This is a genomic window from Formosa undariae (genome assembly GCF_042427615.1).
In the GTDB taxonomy this organism is placed as follows: domain Bacteria; phylum Bacteroidota; class Bacteroidia; order Flavobacteriales; family Flavobacteriaceae; genus Formosa; species Formosa undariae.
The window spans coordinates 540727-565819 of record NZ_JBHMEZ010000001.1 but is presented as its reverse complement, the minus strand read 5'-3'; the positions used below and the strand labels follow the sequence as shown (position 1 = coordinate 565819).

23 protein-coding genes are annotated in these 25093 nt (G+C 34.6%); 11 read left to right on the top strand and 12 right to left on the bottom strand.

All coding sequences use genetic code 11. From position 1 onward, the window contains the following. Positions 1 to 77 precede the first annotated feature (77 nt). Both ACFFVB_RS02495 and ACFFVB_RS02490 read left to right on the top strand, forming a co-directional pair. Positions 78 to 3254 (top strand): RemA C-terminal-like gliding motility protein, encoded by a 3177-nt coding sequence (locus ACFFVB_RS02495; RefSeq protein WP_382380825.1) that lies wholly within the window; start codon positions 78 to 80, stop codon positions 3252 to 3254. 124 nt (positions 3255 to 3378) lie between these two features. After that, a complete protein-coding gene (locus ACFFVB_RS02490; protein ID WP_382380823.1) occupies positions 3379 to 4140 on the top strand; it encodes a lysophospholipid acyltransferase family protein in 762 nt (253 codons plus the stop codon). Between the two features lie 38 nt (positions 4141 to 4178). On the opposite strand, the gene ACFFVB_RS02485 is transcribed toward ACFFVB_RS02490, so the two are convergent. The 5 genes from ACFFVB_RS02485 to recA form a co-directional block, all read right to left on the bottom strand. After that, positions 4179 to 5624, bottom strand: coding sequence for a putative outer membrane beta-barrel protein (locus ACFFVB_RS02485; RefSeq protein ID WP_382380821.1), 1446 nt, complete (start codon positions 5622 to 5624; stop codon positions 4179 to 4181). Further along, positions 5625 to 6167, bottom strand: coding sequence for an RNA polymerase sigma factor (locus ACFFVB_RS02480; RefSeq protein WP_382380819.1), 543 nt, complete (start codon positions 6165 to 6167; stop codon positions 5625 to 5627). A gap of 29 nt (positions 6168 to 6196) precedes the next feature. Then, entirely contained in the window at positions 6197 to 6646 is a 450-nt protein-coding gene (locus ACFFVB_RS02475; protein WP_382380817.1) for a hypothetical protein, read from the bottom strand. Positions 6647 to 6668: 22 nt separating this feature from the next. Continuing rightward, entirely contained in the window at positions 6669 to 7130 is a 462-nt protein-coding gene (locus ACFFVB_RS02470; RefSeq protein WP_382380815.1) for a hypothetical protein, read from the bottom strand. A gap of 141 nt (positions 7131 to 7271) precedes the next feature. Then, positions 7272 to 8282, bottom strand: a complete 1011-nt coding sequence (recA, locus tag ACFFVB_RS02465; RefSeq protein WP_382380813.1) for a recombinase RecA — start codon at positions 8280 to 8282, stop codon at positions 7272 to 7274. A gap of 273 nt (positions 8283 to 8555) precedes the next feature. On the opposite strand from recA, the gene trhO reads away from it, so the two are divergent. The 9 genes from trhO (at position 8556) to ACFFVB_RS02420 (ending at position 17624) form a co-directional block, all read left to right on the top strand. Then, positions 8556 to 9635 carry an oxygen-dependent tRNA uridine(34) hydroxylase TrhO gene (trhO, locus tag ACFFVB_RS02460; protein ID WP_382380811.1) on the top strand — a complete coding sequence of 360 codons (1080 nt, stop codon included), beginning with the start codon at positions 8556 to 8558 and terminating at the stop codon, positions 9633 to 9635. Between the two features lie 4 nt (positions 9636 to 9639). Then, the gene (locus ACFFVB_RS02455; protein ID WP_382380809.1) at positions 9640 to 10884 is read left to right on the top strand and encodes a peptidase U32 family protein; all 1245 of its coding nucleotides are present in this window, start codon (positions 9640 to 9642) and stop codon (positions 10882 to 10884) included. After that, on the top strand, positions 10884 to 11114 hold the full coding sequence (locus ACFFVB_RS02450) for a ferredoxin (protein WP_382380807.1): 231 nt from the start codon (positions 10884 to 10886) through the stop codon (positions 11112 to 11114). The genes ACFFVB_RS02455 and ACFFVB_RS02450 overlap by 1 nt, the downstream gene beginning before the upstream one ends. Before the next feature lie 200 nt (positions 11115 to 11314). Further along, the gene (locus ACFFVB_RS02445) at positions 11315 to 12832 is read left to right on the top strand and encodes a PSP1 domain-containing protein (RefSeq protein ID WP_382380805.1); all 1518 of its coding nucleotides are present in this window, start codon (positions 11315 to 11317) and stop codon (positions 12830 to 12832) included. Next, entirely contained in the window at positions 12819 to 13313 is a 495-nt protein-coding gene (locus ACFFVB_RS02440) for a gliding motility lipoprotein GldH (RefSeq protein ID WP_512699227.1), read from the top strand. Before ACFFVB_RS02445 ends, ACFFVB_RS02440 begins: the two co-directional genes overlap by 14 nt. Positions 13314 to 13317: 4 nt before the next feature. Continuing rightward, positions 13318 to 15642 carry a penicillin-binding protein 1A gene (locus ACFFVB_RS02435; RefSeq protein WP_382380802.1) on the top strand — a complete coding sequence of 775 codons (2325 nt, stop codon included), beginning with the start codon at positions 13318 to 13320 and terminating at the stop codon, positions 15640 to 15642. A 191-nt stretch (positions 15643 to 15833) separates the two neighbouring features. Further along, on the top strand, positions 15834 to 16532 hold the full coding sequence (locus tag ACFFVB_RS02430) for a CoA transferase subunit A (RefSeq protein WP_382380800.1): 699 nt from the start codon (positions 15834 to 15836) through the stop codon (positions 16530 to 16532). A 42-nt stretch (positions 16533 to 16574) separates the two neighbouring features. Then, entirely contained in the window at positions 16575 to 16934 is a 360-nt protein-coding gene (locus tag ACFFVB_RS02425; protein WP_382380798.1) for a four helix bundle protein, read from the top strand. Between the two features lie 36 nt (positions 16935 to 16970). Further along, the gene (locus ACFFVB_RS02420) at positions 16971 to 17624 is read left to right on the top strand and encodes a 3-oxoacid CoA-transferase subunit B (RefSeq protein ID WP_382380796.1); all 654 of its coding nucleotides are present in this window, start codon (positions 16971 to 16973) and stop codon (positions 17622 to 17624) included. Positions 17625 to 17915: 291 nt separating this feature from the next. On the opposite strand, the gene ACFFVB_RS02415 is transcribed toward ACFFVB_RS02420, so the two are convergent. The 7 genes from ACFFVB_RS02415 to ACFFVB_RS02385 are packed head-to-tail and all read right to left on the bottom strand — an operon-like array spanning position 17916 to position 25072. Continuing rightward, complete coding sequence (locus tag ACFFVB_RS02415; RefSeq protein WP_382380794.1) at positions 17916 to 19592, bottom strand: ABC transporter ATP-binding protein; 1677 nt, start codon at positions 19590 to 19592, stop codon at positions 17916 to 17918. Further along, a complete protein-coding gene (locus tag ACFFVB_RS02410; RefSeq protein ID WP_382380792.1) occupies positions 19593 to 20303 on the bottom strand; it encodes a 3'-5' exonuclease in 711 nt (236 codons plus the stop codon). Further along, positions 20300 to 21451: a serine hydrolase domain-containing protein gene (locus tag ACFFVB_RS02405; RefSeq protein ID WP_382380790.1), complete on the bottom strand. Its 1152-nt coding sequence runs from the start codon at positions 21449 to 21451 to the stop codon at positions 20300 to 20302. The genes ACFFVB_RS02410 and ACFFVB_RS02405 overlap by 4 nt, the downstream gene beginning before the upstream one ends. 33 nt (positions 21452 to 21484) lie before the next feature. After that, positions 21485 to 21958, bottom strand: a complete 474-nt coding sequence (locus tag ACFFVB_RS02400) for a methylated-DNA--[protein]-cysteine S-methyltransferase (RefSeq protein ID WP_382380788.1) — start codon at positions 21956 to 21958, stop codon at positions 21485 to 21487. Then, on the bottom strand, positions 21958 to 23043 hold the full coding sequence (locus ACFFVB_RS02395) for a CNNM domain-containing protein (protein ID WP_382380786.1): 1086 nt from the start codon (positions 23041 to 23043) through the stop codon (positions 21958 to 21960). The genes ACFFVB_RS02400 and ACFFVB_RS02395 overlap by 1 nt, the downstream gene beginning before the upstream one ends. 26 nt (positions 23044 to 23069) lie before the next feature. Further along, complete coding sequence (gene hemB / locus ACFFVB_RS02390) at positions 23070 to 24059, bottom strand: porphobilinogen synthase (protein WP_382380784.1); 990 nt, start codon at positions 24057 to 24059, stop codon at positions 23070 to 23072. 2 nt (positions 24060 to 24061) lie between these two features. Next, positions 24062 to 25072, bottom strand: a complete 1011-nt coding sequence (locus tag ACFFVB_RS02385; RefSeq protein WP_382380782.1) for a DUF4421 family protein — start codon at positions 25070 to 25072, stop codon at positions 24062 to 24064. Positions 25073 to 25093: the final 21 nt, after the last annotated feature.

The window sequence follows — 25093 nt, the reverse complement described above, 5'->3', positions numbered from 1 at the left end:
TTTACTTGTTAATAAATCCATAACATTTAAAAGTTTAAAAAAAGAAGTTTTTAAATGTTAATCTTAAACTTAAACTTATGAAAATAAAAATTACACAATTTCAAATTATTAAATTATTTAAAAACATGCTTTTCGCATTGTTTTTTATGGCTTCAATACAAGGTGTTATTGGGCAAAATGTAACAGGTGTATTTCCTACCAGGATAACGACTAACTCTACTGTGACAATAATAGGATCTGGTTTTACATCAACAACAACGATTAGTATACCTGGAATATCAATTGTTAGTGGAAGTAAAATATTGGTAAGTGGAACAGAAATGACTTTCAGTATTTCAGCATCTGGTAATAATGATATTTCAGGAGTGTTACAAGTAGGTGGTTTAGCAACAGGATTTAGTCTAGATTATATTTCACCAATTCATAAAATTCTGGAAAATGGGGAGAGCAGTAATGTAAAGAAAGTAACAGAGATTTTTACTACTTACAATGGGTTTTGGAGATCATCACAATGGAAATCAGATCCTACAAATATAGAACAGATGCCAAACACAAGTCATGATTTATTGGCTTTTACTTACAATGGAGTTACGTATTCAACAGGTGTGGATGATGCTTTACTTTCTGCTAATGGAGTTGTCTTTAATTCACAATTATTTTATGCCTACAGTACAAATGGATTAGATGGCGTGACTTATAATAACAATTATTTAGCAATGGCTGATATGATTGATGGAGAACTTAATGAAGGAACAGAAATTACATCTCCTGAAATTTTGGATGCGAATATATATGAAGTGCTTATTGATGGTGTTAACGGATTAGATTTGGGAACGGGAGTTACTAATTTTAATCAGTTAGCCGATGTGGAATTCTATAGTAGTGGTGGGCAATTGGGAGCACTTGATGATAAAGCGCCTGACTTCTTAATAACCCAAATAGCGCAAGCGGGAAGTACGGATGTTTATTATTATACAGATAATTTTGGAAATGTAGTGGGGAGACCTATAAAATTGACTATAAGGGAAAATGACGACCCTGAAGGAGATGCCTTACTAGCATACTGGAGATTGGATTTATATACGTTCGTTCCTGGAATAAACTATGGTTTAGCAGTGCCTAAGGAAAGAGCTCTTACTTCTAATGAAGTGAGACCAATACGTATGGCGGCATTTACTTTTGAAGATTTCCAAATTAATGAAGCTAATGTGGCTGATATTAACAATATTAATATGGTAGCTGGTGGTACAGCAGACCTTGCTTTTTTAGCTTATAACCGCGGATCTTTTAACATTAAAACACCAGTGTTTAATACATATCCAGTGTCTAAATATGTGTGTGAGGTGCCTTCAACTGATGCGGTTACATTTACTGGTACGGCTGAAGTTTCTGGAGGAAACACAGGGACTCCTGAAGAAGCAATAACCTTTCAATGGTATAAATTTAATGAGATTATTCCAGGTGCAACCTCTAATTCTTACACCATTCCAGGGGATATTGGTATGAGTAGTTTTGGAACATATAAGTTGAAAGCTACAAACTCATTTGGTTCTGTTATTGTTCCAACTAAATTGATCCAAGGGGGAATTCCTGTTTATTGGGATGGAACTAAATGGTCATTTCCTCCGTCCTTTGCTAATACAGGAATTACTGTTAAACCAGAGGATAGAAGGTTTGTGTTTTCATCGGACTATAATGAGGTTGCCGATTTAGTAGGGTGTGATTGCTTGGTTCCTTTTGGTAGTGATGCTACAATTCCTTCAGGGTCGGTGCTAAAGTTAATAGGAAATGTAACGGTAGAAACAGGAGGTAGTTTAACGTTTGAAGATAGCTCTAGTTTAATTCAAATTAACGATGTCTCTAATGAAAATACAAATAGAGGTAATATAATAATGCAACGTAACGCAACTGGTACTAGTGATTTCATTATTTGGTCTACTCCAGTGAAAGATTATAATATCACAAATTTATCATCACCATATACAAGTAATGCTTATTCTTGGGATGTTAAAAAAGGAACATTAGGAGATTGGACTTTTACTAGCGGATTAATGTCTAATGCCGTGGGTTATGCTGTTCATGTTCCATCGAATTATCAAACTAGTGGGTTTACAGCTAATTTTGGAGGAACGCCACTTAACGGAACGATCTCTGTAGATGTTTTAAAAACTAGTGATGCTAGTGCTTTAGCGGAACTTAAAAACTGGAACATTTTAGGTAATCCATATCCATCAGCCATTAGTGCAGATGAATTTTTAGCTAAAAACACCTTATTAAATGGGAATATTCGTTTATATGCAAACAATTTAGAAATTTCAAATGTCGCTTCAGCGCTATCGGGAGCGCCGTATCAGAATTTGGTTTATGACTATAATGAGCAATACATTAGTTATAATGCAACAGGAGCTAACCCTCCACAAACTACAATTGGAAATATTTCTTCAGGACAAGGGTTTTACGTACAGTTAGCGGAAGGTGCTGCAGAAGGAAAGGCAGTGTTTACAAACGACATCAGATATGACGAAGATGGTATGGCTTATGATAACTCACATTTCTTTAAAACAAATGTGACAGCTACTGATAACGATGATAAGCAACTAATATGGTTAAGTTTAATAGATGATAGTAATGCTTCTGCAAGTGCTTTAATAGGTTATGTGCAAGGTGCAACTTTAGGAAAAGATAAAATGTATGATGCGTATTCTGATATGCAGAGTTTAGATCTTTATACTACTGTGGAAGATTCTAAAATGGTTATTCAAGGTCGTCCGTTACCTTTTTCGGATTCAGATTTTATTCCTTTAGGAGCTAATCTTCCTGCAGATGGAAGTTATAAAATTGCAATTGGTGATTTAAAAGGTTCTGAATTTATGGATAATGCACGTGGTATTTATCTTGAAGATACCTACCTTAATTTAGAACATGATTTAAGATCTTCTCCATATGAATTTTCTGGAGAACAAGGGGATATTAAAGATCGTTTTATCTTACGTTTCGAACAGACACTTTCTATAGATGATACGGTTGCATCGTCAACTTATGTTAATATTATTAATGATGTTTTAAATGTAAAATCATTAAAAAATATTAAAGCGGTTAATGTTTTCGATATAAGTGGTAAAAAGGTGATTTCATTTAAGCCTAATGGGCAAAGTAATCAACTTAGTGAATCCTTTAAGTTTTCTAAAGGAATCTATCTTACTTCTGTAGTATTAGAAGGTAATGTAGTCGTGACTAAGAAAGTTATCAACTAATAAAAATATTCACATAATTTTAAAAAGACCTCTGTATACAGAGGTCTTTTTTTATTTTAAGTGATGTTATATTACCTACAATGAGTACTTGTTCTTCACTACAAATGTGTATTTTTGACGAGGTATGACATTTTATAAATATATATTATGGATTTTGTATAGAGTGTGGTTCTACATTCTCGTAGCTATTCCTATACTTTTACTTTTTCCTTTTCTTTTAATTTCAATTTTAAAAGAGTCTTGGTATCCGTACTTTTTTAAGATGGCTAGACTGTGGTCTAAATTTATTTTAATAGGTATGGGCTTTCATTGGAAGATACAGCGAGAAGAAGTTCCGCAACGTGGCAAAAGCTATATGTTTATAGCTAATCACACTTCCATGACCGATATTATGTTAATGTTTGTAACGGTGAAAAATCCTTTTGTGTTTGTTGGTAAGAAGGAACTTGCAAAAATACCGTTATTTGGATTTTTCTATAAACGGACTTGCATATTAGTAGATCGTGATAGTTTAAGAAGCAGACATGGAGTGTTTAAACAAGCCGAGCATAGATTAAAACAAGGGTTAAGTATCTGTATATTTCCTGAAGGAGGTGTTTCCGATGAGGATATTCTTCTTGATGGCTTTAAAGACGGAGCATTTCGTTTAGCTATTAATCATAAAATTCCTGTTGTACCTATTACTTTTGCCGATAATAAAGCGCGTTTTTCATTCGATATTTTTAGCGGTAGTCCTGGTGAAATGCGAGTTTACGTTCACAAATTCTTAGACACGGAAGGTTTAACACTTAAAGACGTTAAAGTCTTAAAAGAGGAATCTCGGGATATTATTTTGAATCAGCTTTGTCAATTTCAAAAAAAGCAGAACTTAACTGTACTACGTTAATCCATATACTAGTCCAATAAATGCGGCTATAAATCAGCTTAAAATTTATAGCTAAAACCGGTGTAAACTCCAATAATATAAGGTTTGAAGTTCCCGGAGGTATTATTAAAAGCATTTAATTGATATTTAAATGTAGGTTCTAAATTAAAGTTGAATCGTTTTGAAAAATTATAATCAAAACCAATCCCAAAGTTCGTACTGAAGCTGATATCGTTAATATTTGTGGCTTCACCTATAAAGGTTTTAGTTGCGTTTATTTCAGAATAAATACTGTTATCGTCTAATATAAATGTACTAAACCCACCTATTATATTAATCCCAAAACGAGTGTCTAATATATTATATTCTATTTCTAAGGGTACTTCAAAATAATTTATATTCTGATTTATAGTACCATTTTGTTCTGAATTTACAAATGAGTTACTTGTAATACCGTCGACCTTATCTGTGCTAATAAAAGTTAGATTTTGTGCTTGGTTGTCTTTGGAAATATGTTCTAGGTTAGATACCTCTTTGCTGTTTACAAATCCTGGATTTTCAAACAAAAGCACGTCGTTGGTATTAAAACTTAATTGTAAATTATTAAGCCCCGATCTTATTTTTATGCGTTTGTTAATGGCGTATCCAATACCAATACCATAGCTTGTATTGACTTCTCCAGATTTACTGTTGTTAGCAAATTGATCATCTAAATGAGATCCCACTCCAGTGTTACCATAAAATACAGGGGCAAGATTTGAGTTAACATTCCATTTTTTAGTTTTCTCATCTGGTTTTGGTAGTGCCTTAGTGGCTGCTATAGCACCTTCGATGCGTAATGTGTCTAATACTGAGCTTTCTTCGGATAAGGATTCTGAAGATATTTCCTTTTCATTTAAAGCGATTTGTGAATCTTTCACGAAGTCTATGACTATATCACCTGTAACTGTATTAGAAGACGTACCTGTTGTTGGTTTTTCTTGAGTATTATCGCTTTGATTAAGGGGTAAATGCGAGATAGATGTTTTATCTTCTTTTGAAGGGTTGTGTGTTGCTAATGCATCTTTATTCCTGTCTAGTGCGGAATTATTTATCGTTTGGTTTCCTATAGAAGGAATATTTTCTTTCTTTTTTAAACGGGGTTGTGTTTCTATTGTTTCTTGTAGCTCTGAATTGGATTTATTTCCAGATTCATCCTTATTATTAGATACAACTGTAGTTTTATTTTCTGAATCTATATTTCTAGAAATAGGTGTGTCAACAATTATATTAAGTGATTTTGTTGTAGTGTGGTTTGCGTTATAAATGAAATTTCCAATAGCCAAAAACAATAATAAAAGTGCTGCAACACCAGAAGCATACCACCATATTGGGATAACGCGTTTCGGTTTGTTCTGTTCTTTTAACTTTGCTTCGATAGCATTCCAAACTTCTGGATTTGGAGTCGCATCAAGGTCTTTTAAACGTTCTTGAAATAAACGGTCTATGTTTTTCTTATCACTCATTTATATAGAATGTGATTCAAGATTTGAGTTGTCTTTTTCGATTTTTTCTTGTAAGATTTTCCGTGCTCTAGCTAGGTTGGATTTTGATGTTCCAATAGATATTTTAAGCATATCGGAAATATCTTTATGTGAAAAACCATCTAAGACATACAGGTTAAAGACCAATCGATACCTATTAGGTAATGTTTGAATGAGTTCTAAAAGATAATCTAACGAGATATCTTCATGGTCGTTAACTTCTGTGGTTTCATCAACAATGTCGTTATTAATAATGTCGAAAATCCCTTTTTCGCGATAGCGTTGTAAAGCTGTATTTATAGTAATACGCTTTAGCCAACCTTCAAAAGAACCTGTGTTGTTATATTGAGATATTTTACTGAATATAGTCAAAAAGGCATCTTGCAGATTGTCTTGAGCTTCTGCAGCGTTACGCGAATACTTTAAACAAACGGAATATAATTTGCTAGAAAAAAGCGTATATAGTTCACTTTGTGCTTTAAGATTATTCCGTTTACATTTATGTATGAGCTGGTCTAAACTCAAAGGTCGTTTTTAGTTCGTTAGTATTGATTTTATTCTAAAACTACGGTTTCGTATTCTAAAAAGATATCTTCACCATCTTCGTCTTCGCCAACCCAGAATCTAAAAACATACGGGCCTTCAGATATCGGTTCGAAATCAAAATAGACTTGAGTGGTTACATCTAATTCTTCACAGTCATCTTCAATAAAAATTCTGTTAATTACAGCTATTGTTCTTACTTGAGTATCTATTAGTTCGCCACTGGCATCCTCTATATCTTCAGTACTTCTTTTGTAATCTAGGGTGTAAAAGCTATAACAATCTGTTGGTCTAATATAGTCTACGGTAATTCTGTATATTTTCCCAACTTCCATGCCTTCCGGTATGTCTGCAACTTCTGTTGGTAATACTCCGTAAGTGAAGTTAGAAGAATAATCGTCGTCTGTATCACAGGATGCCAGCGTTAAAGCGGCAACAAATAATAATAGTAATTTTTTCATGAGTTTATTTTTTAGTATTGGTTTATTCTGAAATTTGAACAGGATATTCTAAGAATATACTTTCTCCATCTTCGTCTGTACCTGCCCAGAATCTAAAAATATACGATCCCGTTTCTAGTGTTTCAAAATTAACAGGAGTTTGAGCAATTTGGTCTAAATCTTCACATTCATTATCCGATTTAACTTCAATTTTATTAATTATAGCAAATGTTATAATTCTCGTTACAGTTGGTTCTTCATCTGGATTGTCTTCATCTATTGTTTCTTCAATACTGCTTTCGATGTTGGTAGTAGCATAAGAGTAACAGCTTGTTGGTTGACTATAGTCTATTGTAATATTATAGGTTTGGTCAATTTCCATGGTTGCAGGTACATCTGCAGAAACTGTTGGTACGGCATCATAATAGTAATCTGTGTTGTCGTCATTAGAATCACAAGATGCTAAAGTTAGTGTTGCTACAAATAGTAGAAGTAATTTTTTCATGAGTATAAATGTTTTAGTTTCTTATTAGATGCAGAAGTATTCAAAAGGTTGCGTATAAAAATGAAAAATCCCGAAAATAAATCGGGATTTAATGTTTTAGTACTATAAAAAGTATAACTAAGTATTGTTTTGAATAAGAATTTATTCTTCTTTCATAGCTTTAATAGCGTCCTTGATTTTAATTTCAAGTTCTTCAAACAATTCTGGATTATCTTTAATCATAACTTTTACAGCATCACGACCTTGTCCTAATTTGGTGTCTTGATAGCTAAACCAAGAACCACTCTTCTTAACAATTTCTAACTCTACTGCTAAATCCAAAATTTCTCCTACTTTAGAAATGCCTTGTCCGTACATAATGTCGAATTCTGCTATTTTAAATGGTGGAGCTACTTTATTTTTAACCACTTTTACTTTGGTTTTGTTACCCAATACATTTCCGTCTGAATCTTTAATCTGAGTAGATCTACGAATGTCTAAACGAACAGATGCATAGAATTTTAATGCATTACCACCTGTTGTTGTTTCAGGATTTCCAAACATAACACCAATCTTTTCACGTAATTGGTTAATGAAAAACATGGTACAATTCGTTTTACTAATAGAACCTGTAAGCTTACGAAGAGCCTGAGACATTAAACGAGCATGTAATCCCATTTTAGAATCTCCCATTTCACCTTCAATTTCACTTTTTGGTGTTAAAGCAGCTACAGAGTCAATAACTACAATATCTATCGCTCCAGAACGTACTAGGTTTTCAGCAATCTCTAATGCTTGCTCTCCATGATCTGGTTGAGAAATAATTAAGTTATCTATATCTACACCTAATTTAGCAGCGTAAAATCTATCGAAAGCATGCTCTGCATCAATAAATGCAGCAATACCTCCAGCTTTTTGTGCTTCGGCAATAGCATGTAATGTTAATGTTGTTTTACCAGAAGATTCTGGTCCGTATATTTCTATAACACGACCTCTTGGGTATCCGCCTACGCCTAAAGCTAAATCTAAACCTAATGATCCACTTGGTATCGCTTCAATGTCTACCACAGCTTTATCACTCATTCTCATTACAGTACCCTTACCGTAAGTCTTGTCTAATTTATCTAAAGTTAGTTGTAGTGCTTTTAATTTTGCTTCTTTTTCCTTGCTCATCTAATTGTGTTTTTTTACTGAAATAAGAGTTGCTAAAATACTATTTCTTTAGTCATCTAACAATTTTATAATGCAACCTTTTTCAGCCTTTAATAAAGTACGTAAAAATAGTGAGAACAAAAAATTTGAATCATGCTAAAAGACTAAAGTTGAGTGAACCATTTTAACTTGACTAAGAATAATAAAGTGCTTTTTAGAGGATAAAATTTAGTGTTTTATCTAAAAACAGTACATTTGCAAAAATATTTTTTAACCTTAAAACATTAGTATAGCATGCAACTGTACAATAAATTAAGCGCTAAAGAACGTGCAGAGTTAATCGAAAAAGCAGGAAAAGATCGATTAACACTCTCTTTCTATCAGTACGCCAAAATTGAAAATCCTCAAACATTTAGAGACCAGTTATTTATTGCTTGGAACGAATTAGACGTTCTAGGAAGAACTTACGTGGCTCACGAAGGTATAAACGGACAACTGTCCTTGCCAGCAGATCGCTTTAATGCGTTTAAAACACATTTAGATACCATTTCATTTTTAAAAGATATCCGATTAAACATTGCTGTAGAGCAAGATAATATGTCATTTTTAAAATTGAAAGTAAAAGTACGTGACAAAATTGTTGCCGATGGTTTAAACGACGAGACCTTCGATGTTACCAATAAAGGGATGCACGTCGATGCCTTACAATTTAATGAATTAATAGACGACGAAAATACCATTCTTGTAGATATGAGAAATCATTATGAGAGTGAAATTGGGCATTTTAAAAATGCGCGTCGTCCAGATGTCGATACCTTTAGAGAATCGTTACCAATTATTGAAAATGATTTAAAAGAATTTAAAGACGATAAAAAACTGGTAATGTATTGTACCGGAGGTATTCGTTGTGAAAAAGCGAGTGCTTATTTTAAGCATAAAGGCTTTAAAAACGTATTTCAGTTAGAGGGTGGTATTATTGAATACACCCGACAAGTAAACGATGGTGAACTTGAAAATAAATTTGTAGGTAAAAATTTCGTGTTCGACGAACGTCGTTCAGAACGTATTACAGACGATGTTATTGCATGTTGTCACCAATGTGGAGAACCTGCAGATACACACGAGAATTGTGCTAATGATGCGTGTCATTTACTATTTATTCAGTGTGAAAAATGTAAGATCGAAATGGATAATTGTTGTTCAACAACATGTAAAGAAATTCATAGTTTGCCTTTCGAAGAACAAAAAGCATTACGTAAAGGGCAAGGGAATAGCAACGATATCTTTAAAAAGGGACGTGCAGATCATTTGCCGTTTAAAAAGGATCTCAGAAATATTACCGAAAACTTCAATACAGATTCTTTAAAAGACTAACGTTATGCAACATATTGAATTAATGGCTCCGGCGGGAAATTTCGAATCTCTTCAGGCCGCGTTAGATAATGGCGCAAACTCAGTGTATTTTGGTGTAGAACAACTAAATATGAGAGCGCGTGCTACGGTGAATTTTACGCTAGACGATCTTCCTGAAATTGCAACACGTTGTGAAGCAAAAAATGTAAGAACGTATTTAACGTTAAATACTATTATTTACGATCATGATTTATCGATTGTAAAAACACTTTTAAAGCAAGCAAAGGCTGCGAATATTACAGCTGTTATTGCCATGGATCAAGCCGTTATTGCAATGGCTAGAGAAATGGGAATTGAAGTTCATATTTCTACTCAAATTAATGTAACTAATATAGAAACGGTTAAGTTTTACGCCTTGTTTGCAGATACTATGGTGCTAAGCCGTGAGTTGAGTTTACGTCAGGTTAAAATTATTACCGATGCTATTGAAAAAGATCAAATTAAAGGACCTTCTGGAAATTTAATAGAAATAGAAATTTTTGGTCACGGTGCACTTTGTATGGCAGTTTCTGGAAAATGTTATATGAGTTTACATTCGGCTAATTCGTCTGCAAATCGCGGCGCTTGTAAACAAAACTGCAGAAAAAAATATACGGTTATTGATCAAGAAACAGGTTTTGAAATGGAACTTGATAACGAATACATCATGTCGCCTAAAGATTTATGTACGATCGATTTCTTAGACGAAATTGTAGATGCAGGAATTAAAGTCTTAAAAATTGAAGGGCGTGGTAGAGCGCCGGAATACGTTGCGAAAGTGATTAAATGTTATCGTGATGCAATAGATAGTATTGAAGCAGGAACTTACGATAAGGAAAAAGTAATTGGTTGGATGCAAGAGCTTGAAAAAGTTTATAATCGCGGATTCTGGAGTGGTTATTATTTAGGTCAGAAGTTAGGCGAGTGGAGTAATGGTTCTGGATCTCATGCCACACAAAAGAAAGTGTATATTGGGAAAGGTACACATTTCTATCCTAAAGCAGAAATCGGAGAATTTAAAATTGAAGCCTTCGATGTTACTGTTGGAGATACCATTCTAGTTACGGGACCTACAACAGGAGCTAAAGAAATGCAAGTGGAAGAACTTATGGTTAACGATATTAAATCTGAAAAAGGAACTAAAGGCGATATGGTAACAATTCCGCTTAAATTTAGAATTCGCCCTTCAGATAAATTATATAAAATCGTTGAAAATAAAGTGGAAGCCTAATGGTTATAATCACACTACAACGTAATAAATGTATTGGCTGTAATTATTGTGTCGAAATGGCTCCGCAACAATTCCAAATGTCCAAGAAAGATGGGAAGACAGTATTGTTGCACGGTCAAGAAAAAAAAGGTTTTTTTACTTTAAAAAGCAACGATTATTCTATTTTAGACAACTGCGAAAATGCAGCGAAAGCATGTCCTGTTAATATTATTAGTGTTAAAAATAATTGATCAATTCGTTTAAATTATTCTATAGACTTGATTTATAATTTCTTTTTTTCAAGTCTTTAGAATAATCATATCTTTACAAATTAAAGTGAGCATCAGGATTACCTTTCTCACAATTGATTGAAGTTTTAAGAATTGAAACTTCATTTTGCTAATTCTCTTCTGTTAATCGCTGATTATCAGAATCTATATATACATAATTTATGGCTTGTGAAAGTTGTTCAACAGGAAAAGACGGCCAACCTAAAGGCTGCAAAAGTAATGGAACGTGCGGAACGGATAGTTGTAATAAACTAACGGTTTTTGATTGGTTAGCGAATATGTCGCTTCCCAATGGTGAAGCTCCTTTTAATTGGGTTGAAGTGCGTTTTAAAAACGGACGAAAAGAATACTACCTAAACTCAGAAAATTTAACTTTAGGTATTGGAGATGTTGTAGCGACTCAAGCTGCGACAGGTCACGATATAGGAATGGTAACGCTTACTGGAGAACTAGTAAGAGTACAAATGAAACGTAAAAAAATCTCTCAAGATGTAGAGGTTTTAAGAATATACAGAAAAGCATCGCAACGTGATATAGATATTTGGTCTGATGCTCGCGATAAGGAAGAACCGATGAAGGTTAAAGCGAGGCAATTTGCTATCGATTTAAAACTTCATATGAAGATTTCGGATATCGAATATCAAGGAGATGCAAGTAAAGCGACGTTCTATTATACTGCAGAAGAACGCGTAGATTTTAGAGAATTAATTAAAGTTTTTGCACGCGAATTTAGAACGCGTATCGAAATGAAACAAGTGGGATTCCGTCAGGAAGCTGCTCGTTTAGGAGGTATTGGATCTTGTGGTCGTGAATTATGTTGTTCGACCTGGTTAACCGATTTTAGATCGGTAAGCACGTCTGCAGCTAGATATCAGCAATTATCTTTAAATCCGCAAAAATTAGCAGGACAATGTGGGAAGTTAAAGTGTTGTTTAAATTACGAGCTAGACACATATTTAGATGCATTAAAAGCATTTCCTAAAACTGAAGTAAAGCTTAAGACTGAAAAAGGAACTGCAGTTTGTCAGAAAACAGACATTTTTAAAGGGCATATGTGGTATGCTTACGAAGGGGAATGGATGAATTGGCATAAGATTACTACAGAGCAAGCTCAGGAAATTATCGCTTTAAACAAGAAAAACGAACCTGTTGGGAGTTTAGAAGAATATGCAGTAGATTTATTAGAGGATACTAAAGTAGAGTTTGAGAACGTTGTAGGTCAAGATAGTTTAACACGTTTCGATCAGCCTAAAAAAGTTAAGCGACGTAGAACAACTAAAAACACAAATACGCCTAACGACGATGCTAAAGAAAGTGATGTGGCTGCAAAACCTGCTGTAAAAAGACCGGTTCGAAAAAAGAAACCTGCAAACCCAAATCAAAACCCTAACGCAAAGGTAAAGCAGAACCCAAATACGAATTCAAATCAAAATACAAAGCCTAATCCTAATGCACCTACTGCAGATGGAGAAGCTAAGCCAAAACCGAGTAGAAATAGTCGAAATAGAAATAAGAGAAAACCTCAAAATAAACAGAATCCGCAGAGCGCTAATCAAAATCCAAACGCGAAGCCGAAGCCGAATCCAAATGCAAGGGCTAAACCAAAGCCTAGACCAAACCCTAATGCTAAGCCTAACCCAAATCAGAAATCAAATCCGAATACCGATGCAGAAAAGTAGTGCGATTTTATTTTGTTTAGGCATATTTCTTGTGTTCACTTCGTGTGATTCGAGCCATATGTTCGATGCTTATAAATCGGTACCTGGAGCTTGGAATAAGGACGATGTGGTTCAGTTTAATTTTACACAGCCGGACACGACAAATGCGTATAATTTATTCGTAAATGTTAGAAATAATAATGATTATAAATACAGCAATTTGTTTTTGATAGTCGATTTAGAATTTCCACATGGCAAAAGTCTAACAGATACTTTAGAGTATAAAATGGCGAAACCCAATGGCGAATTTTTGGGAGAAGGCGCGAGTAGTATTAAGGAAAATAAATTGTGGTATAAAGACCATTTCATTTTTAATGAATCTGGAAATTATAAAGTGAAAATTCAACACGCCATGAGAGAAAGTGGCAAGGTAAATGGTGTAATAAACCTTGAAGGTATTACAGATGTAGGCTTCAGAATAGAAAAACCAACAACACATTAAATAAATGGCAAAAAAGAAACAACCTGAGAAAAGTCAAAGCTTTGGTAAATACATACGCTGGTTTTGGATTCTCTTCCTTACCGGCATTATCGCTGCTATATTACTATTTGTATCTGCTTCAGTATTAGGAGATTTACCAGATCACACTGTTTTAGAAAACCCTAAAACAAATCTTGCAACCGAAATTATTTCTTCAGATGGGAAGACATTAGGGAAATTTTATTTTAACGATAATAGAACGCCAGTCGATTATGAAGCTTTGCCTCAGCACTTGGTGGATGCTTTAATTGCTACTGAAGATGCACGTTTTCATCAGCATTCAGGTATTGATGGTCGCGGAACATTAAGAGCCATTGTAAAAATGGGTAAAGGTGGTGGTGCCAGTACCATTTCACAGCAATTGGCAAAACAATTGTTTCATGGTGAAGGTTCTAAAAACATAGTAGAACGTATTGGGCAAAAGATAAAAGAGTGGATTATTGCTATCCGTTTAGAACGTCAGTATACCAAGGAAGAAATTATAGCTCAGTATTTTAATATTTACGACTTTTTAAATAATGCCGATGGTATTAAAAGTGCGGCGAGTATTTATTTTAATAAACAACCTAACGAGTTAGATTTAAAAGAATCTGCTATGCTTGTTGGAATGTTTAAAAACTCTGCATTATATAATCCAAGAACGAATGTAGAAGGTGTTACAAATCGTAGAAATGTGGTGTTGGCACAAATGCAGAAGTATGGTTATATTACAGAACGTGTAAAAGACTCTTTACAGCAAACGGACTTAGGTTTAAACTATACACCAGAATCGCATCGTGAAGGTATTGCAACTTACTTTAGAGAGTATTTAAAGAAATTCATGAAAGATTGGATTAAAAATAATCCAAAAGCAGACGGTACAAACTATAACTTATATAGTGATGGACTAAAAGTGTATACTACTATCGATTCCCGCATGCAACAGTATGCTGAAGATGCCGTACATGATCACATGAAAAACTTGCAAAGAGAATTTGATCATCAAAATACTCCAGATAGAAATCCTACAGCTCCATTTTTAGGATTGGATAAAGAAGAAGTCGATGGTCTTTTGAAACGTTCTATGAGTCAGTCAGAACGTTGGAGAAAGATGAAATACGATCTTAAAAAAACGAACGAAGAAATTATTGCATCGTTCGATGTTGCTATACCTATGTCAGTATTTTCATGGGAAGGAGAGATAGATACGATTATGAAGCCTATAGATTCTATGCGTTATTATAAGAAATTTTTGCATCCTGGTATGATGTCTATGGATCCGGAAACAGGACATGTAAAAGCATGGGTTGGAGGTATGAATTATCGCCATTTCCAGTACGATCACGTCAAGCAAGGAAAGCGTCAAGTAGGATCTACATTCAAACCATTTGTGTATGCAACAGCGATAGACCAATTGCATTTATCGCCTTGCGACGAATTTCCAGATGTACCTTATTGTATAGAAGAAGGGCGTTGGGGAAATTTAAAAGATTGGTGTCCAGAAAACTCAGGTTTAACGTACGGAGGGACAAGAACACTTAAAGGTGCTTTGGCAAATTCTGTAAATACAATTACTGCACAATTAATGGATAAGGTGGGCCCTGCTCATGTTATCGATATGGCCCATAAGTTAGGGGTAACTACCGAAATCCCAGAGGTGCCTTCAATTGCGTTAGGAACAGTAGATTTAAGTGTGTTTGAAATGGTTGCGGCTTATGCCACCTTTGCTAATCAAGGGGTGTATACAGAACCTGTAATGGTTACGAGTATCGAAGATAAAAATAACACTATTTTGTACCAGTTTACCCCAAAAACTAAGGATGTTTTAAGTGAAGAGGTAGCCTATGTTACTGTAAAACTTTTAGAGGGAGTTACTCAAGGAGGTTCAGGTACGCGTTTAAGAACGCAGGGTGCCGAGAAATGGAATAAAATGTATCAAGAAATCATGACAGGATACCCTTACGAATTAAAAAATCCAATTGCGGGTAAAACAGGAACGACACAAAACCAAAGTGACGGTTGGTTTATGGGTATGGTTCCAAATTTAGTTACAGGTGTTTGGGTTGGAGCAGAAGACAGAGCCGTGCATTTTAAAAGTATTACGTATGGTCAAGGTGCTTCTATGGCATTACCAATTTGGGGGTCTTATATGAAAAGTTGTTATGGAGATGAAGATCTAGATATATCGACTGCAGAGTTCGAAGCTCCGGAAGAATTAACGATTAAGGTAGACTGTTATGATGACGCAAGTTCTTCAGAAAATGATGATAAAACACCTAATGTAGATGTGCCTTCCGATTTAGATTTCTAAATCTTAATAGTATAAATTTTAAAGCCCTTCTAAGTCAGTGTATACTGTTTTAGAAGGGCTTTTCTTGTTTAATACTCTCAATAACTTTATGTTTTTAATAGTTCGTTTAACGGTTGTTTTATTAATTTCGAAATTAATATGACTAAAAGCTTCTGATTTCGTATTTTTAAGTACAATAAAAGCAAATAAACATGATTACAAAAACAGTAGAATCTGTCGAAGATGCTTTAAAAGGTGTTTCCGATAATATGACGATGATGCTTGGGGGGTTCGGTTTATGTGGAATACCCGAAAATGCAATACGTGCGTTGGTTAAAAAGGAGGTTAAGGGATTGACATGTATTTCGAATAATGCAGGTGTGGACGATTTTGGTTTAGGGTTGTTACTTCATAAAAAACAAATCAAAAAAATGATTTCTTCCTATGTAGGTGAAAATGCTGAGTTTGAGCGACAAATGCTGAGTGGCGAATTGGATGTCGAGTTAATTCCGCAGGGTACTTTAGCCGAACGTTGTCGCGCTGCACAAGCAGGTTTTCCTGCTATTTATACACCTGCGGGCTACGGAACAGAAGTGGCCGAAGGTAAAGAAACGCGTGAGTTTGACGGAAAGATGTATGTTTTGGAATATGCGTTTAAAGCCGATTTTGCATTTGTAAAAGCATGGAAAGGTGATGCTGCAGGCAATCTAGTGTTTAAAGGTACTGCTCGGAATTTTAATCCCGTAATGTGTGGCGCAGCAAAAACAACAGTCGCTGAGGTTGAAGAATTGGTTCCGGTAGGCACCTTAGATCCTAATCAGATTCATGTACCAGGAATTTTTGTGCAGCGTATTTTTCAGGGTGAAAATTACGAAAAACGTATTGAACAGAGAACGGTGAGAACGAAATAATTTATTAATTTATTAATTTGAAGATTTGAAAATTAAAATACGATGAGAAATGATTCTGAAAATTTAATAGTGAGATTGTCCTTTGAATTGGCTTTGGATGTCGTTTCTTTTTCAGAACTAATTAGAGCAAATAACAGGTTTGAGATGGCTTCACAAATATTTAGGAGCGGTACTTCAATTGGTGCGAATATTAGGGAGGCCCAAAATGCTGAAAGTAAAAGAGATTTCATTCATAAATTTAAAATATCAGCAAAAGAGGCTGATGAGTTAGAATATTGGCTGAAGCTTTGTGAATCATCAGAATACTATCCAAATCCAGACGATAAATTATTAAAGAATCTAAAATCGGTCATATTAATAATATCAAAGATAATTTCTTCTAGTAAACGAAATACTAATTAGCTAATTTTCAAATTAACACATTAACAAATCAGAAACATGTTAGATAAAATAGGAATAGCAAAACGTATTGCAAAAGAGGTTAAAGATGGATATTACGTTAATTTAGGGATCGGGATTCCTACTTTGGTTGCTAATTATGTTAGCAACGATATACAAGTCGAATTTCAGAGTGAAAACGGCGTCTTAGGGATGGGCCCTTTTCCTTTTGAAGGCGATGAGGATGCCGATATTATTAATGCCGGAAAACAAACCATAACAACATTAGCAGGAGCTAGTTTTTTCGATTCTGCAACCAGTTTTGCAATGATTCGGGGAAAACATGTCGATTTAACTATTTTAGGAGCGATGGAAGTTGCCGAAAATGGGGATATCGCTAATTGGAAAATACCAGGAAAAATGGTAAAAGGTATGGGGGGCGCAATGGATTTAGTGGCTAGTGCCGAGAATATTATCGTGGCCATGATGCATACCAATAGAGCAGGGGAGTCGAAATTATTAAAACGATGCAGTTTGCCACTTACAGGTGTGGGTTGTGTCAAGAAAATTGTAACTAATATGGCTGTTTTAGAAGTTACTGAAAATGGCTTCAAATTATTAGAGCGGGCTCCGGGTATTTCTATAGATGCTATTAAAAAAGCTACTGAAGGCCGATTAGAGATTATAGGCGAAATTCCTGAAATGAGTGTGTGAATTCCTTTAAATAGTGGAAGAAGGATCGGTAAATGTTAAAGTTTTGTGCTTTTCATCGATAAATTTATGTATTTGGACGATATATGGGAAATATTTAACATCTTTGTAGTACCCCAAAAATACTAGAACTTATTAGACCCCAAATCTACCAAGAACTAACGATTATGAATGTAGTCCCCAAATCTACCAGATTAATCTAAATTATGCTAAGGGTAAATTATTCGAAGCGTAAGATAACATTAAGTTATTCGTTAGAAGTTTATGTATTTAGTTAAACGAAACTAATTCAAACTATAATCCTTTTGGAATAGCTTGAATTAGTTTTTTTGTATACGCTTGTTTCGGATTATTATATACCACATCAGCGTCATCTTTTTCTACAATCTTTCCTTTATTCATTACGATTAATTGATCCGACATGTATTTTACTACGGCTAAATCGTGAGATATAAATATATAAGTGAATCCGAATTTATCTTTCAATTCATTTAAAAGATTTAATACTTGAGCTTGTACAGAAATATCTAAAGCCGAAACAGACTCATCACACACAATCAGTTTAGGTTGTAATGCAATAGTTCTTGCTATTCCTATACGCTGACGTTGTCCGCCAGAAAACTCATGAGGATACCTATTAAAATAATCTTCAGAGAGTCCAACACGATTCAAAATATCTAAAACTTTTGCTTTACGTTCGGCTTTGTTTTTATACAATTTATGCACCGTCATCGGTTCTAAAATAGCTTGGCCAACAGTTAACCTCGGGTTTAAAGAGGCGTAAGGATCTTGAAAGATGATTTGAATATCCTTTCTAAGGACTCTCATGGCCTTTGTAGGTAGATTCGTAATATCTGTACCTTTATATAAAATAGTTCCTGCAGTCGCTTTATCTAGTTGTAGAATTGCATTTCCTAAAGTCGATTTTCCACAACCTGATTCGCCTACCAAGCCTAGAGTTTCGCCTTCGTAAATTTTAAAATTTACATTATCTACAGCCTTAAAAGTTTCCGTTTTTCCGAAAAATCCTGAGCTAGAAATATATTCTTTTTCAAGATTTATAACTTCTAATAAAGGAGGTGTGTTGTATAGTTTTTTATGAGCCTGTACTCTATCTTCAGCAGTAATTATCGTTTCAGAAATCGTGTGATCTAAATAATCTTGAATGGTTGGTAAAGTTTTTAATCGGACATCCAGAGATGGTCTAGAATTTATTAATGCTTTGGTATAAATATGTTGCGGAGTATTGAAAATTGTTTCAGAAGAACCTTGCTCTACAATATCCCCTTTATACATCACTAAAACGCGATGCGCAATTTCAGATATCAATGCCAAATCGTGAGTAATAAAAATTATACTCATTTGTGTTTTGGCCTGTAATTCCTTTAATAATACAATAATTTCTTTCTGAACCGTAACATCTAAAGCTGTTGTGGGCTCGTCGGCGATTAAAATATCGGGTTCGCAGGCAATAGCCATGGCGATCATAACCCGTTGTTTTTGTCCGCCAGAAATTTCATGCGGATACGATTTATAAACACGCTCTGGTTCGGGTAATTTTACCTGCTCGAATAAGTCTAAAACAGATTGTTTTACTTCCGATTGCGATAAATGGGTGTGTTGAATTAGTATTTCTTCGACTTGAGTCCCGCAACGCATCGACGGGTTTAAAGAACTCATAGGTTCTTGAAAAATCATCGCAATTTTTCGTCCCCGAATCTGTTGAAATGCTTTTTGATTAATTTGTGTTAAATCTTCATTTTTATAGTGAATGGAACCTGTAGTTTTTGAAATTTCTTTAGGTAGTAATCCTAGGATCGCTAAAGAAGATACCGATTTTCCAGATCCAGATTCTCCTACAATTCCTAATATTTCATTCTGATTTAAATGATAAGAAATAGAATGAATCACTTCGTTTCCGTTGAAGGAAATGGCAAGGTTTTCAATGTTTAATAAAGCGGTTTTAATCATTTAAATATGAGTAATTTCATCGTCGGTTAAAATGGATTCTCCTCGTAATCTGAGGAAAATTTGAGCAACAGCAATGGTGTCTTTTTCACAGTATGTGATTATGCGGTCTACCTCGTTTTCTTCGTAATATACACGATAAACCTCACTGCCGTCTATATCATCTTTAGGAGACGGAATACCTAAAACATTAGTCAGTAATTTTAAGGAGGTATAGCTTTTATAATCACCAAATTTCCATAATTCTAAAGTGTCTAGATGCGGCACTTCCCAAGGCTTTTTACCAAATAAATTTAATTTTTCCGGTAGCGAAATATTATGAATAATCATACGCCGAGCAATGTACGGAAAGTCGAATTCCTTACCATTATGAGCGCATAATAGTTTTTTAGGATGGTTATAATGGGTTTCTAAAAGGGTTTTAAAATCTTGCAAAATGGTGATTTCTTCACCGTAAAAGGATGTTGTTCTAAACTGCCGATTTTCATCGCTTGTTTTGAAATACCCAACAGAGATACAAACGATTAAACCAAACTCGGCCCAAATACCTGCACGATTGTAAAACTCTTCCGCCGAGAGTTCGTTTCTTTGATATTTAGATTTTAAACTCCACAGCTCTTTTTTAGCATCACTTAATTCTGATAAATGCTGCGTTTCTGGAACGGTTTCAATGTCCAGAAATAATATATCTTCAAGATTGAGCTTGTTTATCATTCATCTAGCATATTATATCCTTCCTCAATATACGCAAAAATGTCTTTAGAAAAGATTCCTCCGTCTCCTTTAGGTCCTTTAGTATGCCCTAGTCGTACTATTATAATATTATCTTCCGGCTCTACAATTACGTATTGACCTAAGTGACCACGCATCATAAAAAAGTGTTTATCTCCTATGGTTTTTAACCACCAACCGTAACCATACTCAGGACTTTCTGGAAAACGTGGTGTAATCGATTTTTGAATAAATGCAGAATCTAAAAGTTGTTCGCCGTTCCATTTTCCGTAGTCTTTGTACAGTTTTCCAAAACGTGCAAAATCACGTGCGTTACTGGCAATACAACAATATGCTTTTTCTAAACCATGTTGTTCGCTATCTATTTGCCAGAGAGCATCACTTTCGAATCCCATAGGCTTCCAAAATTCTTCACTTAAATATCCAGACATTTTTTGCCCCGTTGCTTTTTCAAGAATCATACCTAGCAACTGGGTGTTTCCACTTAGATATTTAAACGATTTCCCAGGCGATTCAATGCCTTCCATATCCAAAATAACAGGTGCTAAATTTTCGTCGAAATAGGCACGAGTAGTTACCGAAAAGGGGGAGTAATAAGACTCGTCCCAATCTAAACCAGAAGCCATAGACGACAAATCTCCAACCGTTAGATCTGTTGATATGCCTTTTTTGAATTGTGGATAAAAATCACTTACTTTTTGGTCTAAACTTCTAATTTTGCCTTCCATAACCGCTTTTCCAAGCATGGCAGAAATGATACTTTTAGACATCGAAAACGAATTGGTTTTGGATGATTGTCCGAAACCATCGTAATATTTTTCGAACCAAATACTATCGTTTTTAATAATCAAATAAGCGATGGTACCATTTGTGATATTAGTGCGCTCTAAACTGTCTGTAATATTCGCTTTATTAAAGTCTTTATGTATGTTCCAAGGTTGAGGTGTGCTGTTTTTTATAACACGATTATCTAATTCTTTATAATCTTCTAGAAATGCTGTTTTATGTCCGGTGCCGTATGTAACACGAACAGCCTTTAGGATGTAATCGTAATCGAATATGTATAAAAGAAGTATAAGTAAACCGCATAGAATAACGATAAACTTTAGAATTTTTGATAAGAATTTCATGACGAAAATTTAATTAGAATAAAGATACAGCATTTAAAATAAGGTGTGTTGCGTAACCGGACTTTCGTGATTTAAGAGCCATTGTTTGCGATGCAATCCTCCGGCATATCCTGTTAAGCTTCCGTCGGTGCCGATAACGCGGTGGCAAGGGACAACAATCCAAAGCGGATTTTTACCATTGGCATTGGCGACAGCGCGAATGGCTTTTGCATCGCCCAGTTGTTTAGAAAGCTCTAAATAGGACAGCGTTTTTCCATAAGGGATTTTAGTTAATGCTTGCCACACTTTTTTCTGAAAATCTGTGCCTTTTGGATTTTGTTTAAAGCTGAAGTCTGTGCGGTTACCTTCAAAATAGTCTTGTAGTTGATGTGCACAAGGTTCAAGGGATTCCGGAATGTGTTCTGAAGGTTTTTCTTCAGAATTTAAAACTTTTATAGAAACAATTCCGTCGGTATCTCCTTCAATGAGCGTGAAACCTAAAGGCGAGTTTACAATACAAGATTCCATTAGTTTTCTTCAGGAATATCATTAATAATCCCTAGACGTTTGGCGCGAACCTCCCAGCTTTTTCTAGCTAAGGCCTGTAGGTTTGCAACATGGTCACTTTCGTCCATAATTTCAAGACCTAAAAGGGTTTCAATAACATCTTCCATAGTAACAATTCCGCTTACAGAACCATATTCGTCGACTACTAAAGCCATATGATTTTTGCTTTCTACAAGTTGTTCGAAAAGCGTAGGAATGGCAATATTTCTTTCAATAATAATGATATTTCGTTTTAAATCTTTCAGCGTTTTAGTTCCATTTCCAAGCGCCATTTCTTTAAAAATTTCATCTTTTAAAACTAAGCCAGTAATGTTGTCTGGACTATCTGTGTAAACAGGAATCCTAGAGAAACGAACGTTAGAATTTACTTTAAAAAAGTCTTGAACCGTTGTCGTTTCATTTTCAGTTTTAATGACTGTTCTTGGTGTCATGATGTCTTTTGCAAGAATATCTTTAAATACGAGTAAGTTTTTAAGAATTTTACTTTCAGATTCTTGAAACACACCGTCTTCGGTCGCCATATCTGCCATAGCATGAAAGTCTTCACGGCTTAAAACACTACCGTGACCTTTACCGCCAATAAGTTTTGTTGTTAGTTGAAGCACCCATAGAATACCTGTCCATTTTAGTGGGAAGATTAAAACCATTAGTGCTTTAGATGTGAAATTTGCAAGTTCTTGCCAGTATTTTGCACCAATAGTTTTAGGAATAATTTCTGAAACCACTAAAATTAAAAAAGTCATGATTGCAGAAACTATTCCTACAGTATTGACACCGAAAAGTTCGAATTTGTAAGGTAAACTTTCAGCTTGAATACCAACCATCATCGCACCTAAAGTATGTGCGATGGTGTTTAGTGTTAAGATGGCAATTAAAGGTTTATCGACATCTTTTTTTAGATTTTCTAGAGTTGTGGCGTACTCTTTTCCTTCATTTTTTTTAACGTTTATAAACGTGGGAGTGACACTCAAAAACACAGCTTCGAGGATTGAACATAAAAATGAAAAAAATATTGAAACTGTTGCCCATAATAAAAGTGCGCCCATATAGATTTATTTGATTTTTAGCTAAGTTACGAAATCAATTTTACAACATCTTTAGCAAAATAACTAGCGATAATATCTGCACCAGCTCTTTTAATGGCTGTAACTTGTTCCATCATAACCGCATCATGGTCTAACCAACCACGTTCTGATGCTGCTTTTAACATGGCATATTCTCCAGAAACTTGGTATACAGCTACAGGAACATTCACTTCATTTTTAATTTCGCGTACAATATCTAGATAGCATAATCCTGGTTTAACCATGACGATATCTGCGCCTTCTTCAATATCTATTAAAGTTTCACGAAGGGCTTCTAATCTATTTCCGTAATCCATTTGGTACGTTTTTTTATCTTTTGGTACGTCTACTAAATCAACTGGAGCAGAATCGAGAGCATCGCGAAAAGGACCATAAAACGCCGAAGCATATTTTGCGGTATAAGCCATAATACCAGTGTTTTTAAAGCCTTCTTGCTCTAGTAACTGACGAATTTTTAAAGTTCTTCCGTCGTTCATATCGCTAGGTGCAATAAAATCTGAACCTGCTTTTGCATGACTTAACGCCATTTCTGCTAGAATGTCTGAAGATTCGTCGTTAAGTATAACACCATTTTCAACAATACCATCGTGACCATAAGACGAATACGGGTCTAAAGCCACATCGGTCATAATTAACATGTCGGGACATGCGTTTTTGATTGTTTTAATAGCGCGTTGCATTAATCCGTTTGGGTTTATAGCTTCCGTACCTTTGTTATCTTTTAATGCGTCTTCTACTTTAACAAAAAGTAAAACCGATTTTAAGCCTAAGGCCCATAATTCTTTAACTTCTTTTTCAAGTAAATCTAAGCTAAGCCTGAAATAATTTGGCATAGAAGGGATTTCGTCTTTAATACCTTTGCCTTCAACAACAAAAAGGGGGACTAAAAAATCGTTTGGAGAGATAATGGTTTCACGAACTAAAGAACGAATAGCTTCATTGGTTCTTAAACGTCTATTTCTTTTGATAGGGAACATGATTATATATTTGGAATTATTGGTATTATTTTTTCATTGAAATCTTCGGCCGTTTTTACAAGTTTTTTTGATGCTTTAAAGCGGTAACCTACAAAAAACTGAAAATAAGGAATATCGTCTTTAACATATAACGAACGATTTGTATTATGCTTTAAAATTAAGTAATTAAAATGGGAGCCAATATAAAGATTTGTTAAATCATATGTAACGGTTCCACTAAAGCCTAATTCGGTAATTAGAGTAGTGATATTGTTATTTTCGGATGTAGAATAATTCACACCTAAACCTAAGGTAGAACCTCCGGAAATTAATATGTTTTTATTCGGGACGTAATTGTAAAAGTAAGAAGGTGAAAGTAATAAATCGTAAGAATTATATTTACGTTTTAGATTATTTTCGTCTAGTTTGCCTTCGGTGTTTAAGTGGTAATTTGAATAGTAATAAGTTACCCCCGGAATAAAACTTCCGGCATTTTTAAGTTGTCTTTCATTTTGAGAAGCTAGCGCTCTGTAAGAGAAATTGTCATTAAAAATATAAGATGTTGAACCTCCAATCTTGAACGATTCTGTATTTGGAAGGTAGATGCTTTGGACTGTGTTTTTTGCATAAAAGCCTTTTTCGTTATATACTTTTATGGTTTGCATCCAGCGTCTTTTGTAAAACCCTCTTAAGTTTAAATTGAATAATTTCGAGCTTTCGTTGTTCTTATTGGTACTAATAAATTCTGGTGCATAAGAGTATGAAATAGCAAGTTTTCTAAAGGCTACACTTGCTCCAATTCGAGATTGTTTATTGGCATTGAAGTCTAAACTTTTACCCGAATTTTCATGGTTTACCGTTAGCGAGTTCGATGTGTTAACGTAGTAAATGCGTGTGATTAATCTGTTTTTGTAAAAGTGAACATATTCGTTTTGTGTACTGTTAACGGTGTCTTTAAACTCTTTGTTTTGCGATATACCCAAGTATGAAATTAGAAAAAATAAAAGAAGTATTTTAGAATTTTTTAATGGCATAACTAGTTTGTTAATAGTCCG